Source organism: Catenibacterium sp. CAG:290, assembly GCF_000437715.1.
Classification (GTDB): Bacteria; Bacillota_I; Bacilli_A; order Erysipelotrichales; family Coprobacillaceae; genus Catenibacterium; species Catenibacterium mitsuoka_A.
This window is the reverse complement of sequence record NZ_FR898769.1, coordinates 1-857: the sequence shown is the minus strand read 5'-3', so window position 1 is coordinate 857 and position 857 is coordinate 1. Positions and strand designations below refer to the sequence as shown.

The 857-nt window shown below is 55.8% G+C and carries 1 rRNA gene; it reads left to right on the top strand.

Annotated features, from left to right (window positions below):
- Positions 1–857: ribosomal RNA gene (locus QVO42_RS00880) — 16S ribosomal RNA — on the top strand; the annotation flags it as partial.

Genomic DNA, 857 nt, shown 5'->3' with positions numbered 1-857 from the left:
GAACGAATCTTCTTCGGAAGATGAGTGGCGAACGGGTGAGTAATACATAGGTAACCTGCCCCTGTGCGGGGGATAACAGGAGGAAACTCCTGCTAATACCGCATAGCCATGAGCACCGCATGGAGCTCATGCCAAATATCCTTTCGGGGATAGCGCAGGGATGGACCTATGGCGCATTAGCTAGTTGGCGGGGCAACGGCCCACCAAGGCAACGATGCGTAGCCGGCCTGAGAGGGCGGACGGCCACATTGGGACTGAGACACGGCCCAGACTCCTACGGGAGGCAGCAGTAGGGAATTTTCGGCAATGGGGGAAACCCTGACCGAGCAACGCCGCGTGAGCGAAGAAGGCCTTCGGGTCGTAAAGCTCTGTTGTAAAGGAAGAACGGCGCATACAGGAAATGGTATGCGAGTGACGGTACTTTACCAGAAAGCCACGGCTAACTACGTGCCAGCAGCCGCGGTAATACGTAGGTGGCGAGCGTTATCCGGAATCATTGGGCGTAAAGAGGGAGCAGGCGGCCGCAAGGGTCTGTGGTGAAAGACCGAAGCTAAACTTCGGTAAGCCATGGAAACCGGGCGGCTAGAGTGCGGAAGAGGATCGTGGAATTCCATGTGTAGCGGTGAAATGCGTAGATATATGGAGGAACACCAGTGGCGAAGGCGACGGTCTGGGCCGCAACTGACGCTCATTCCCGAAAGCGTGGGGAGCAAATAGGATTAGATACCCTAGTAGTCCACGCCGTAAACGATGGTCACTAAGTGTCGGGGGTCAAACCCCGGTGCTGCAGTCAACGCAATAAGTGACCCGCCTGAGTAGTACGTTCGCAAGAATGAAACTCAAAGGAATTGACGGGG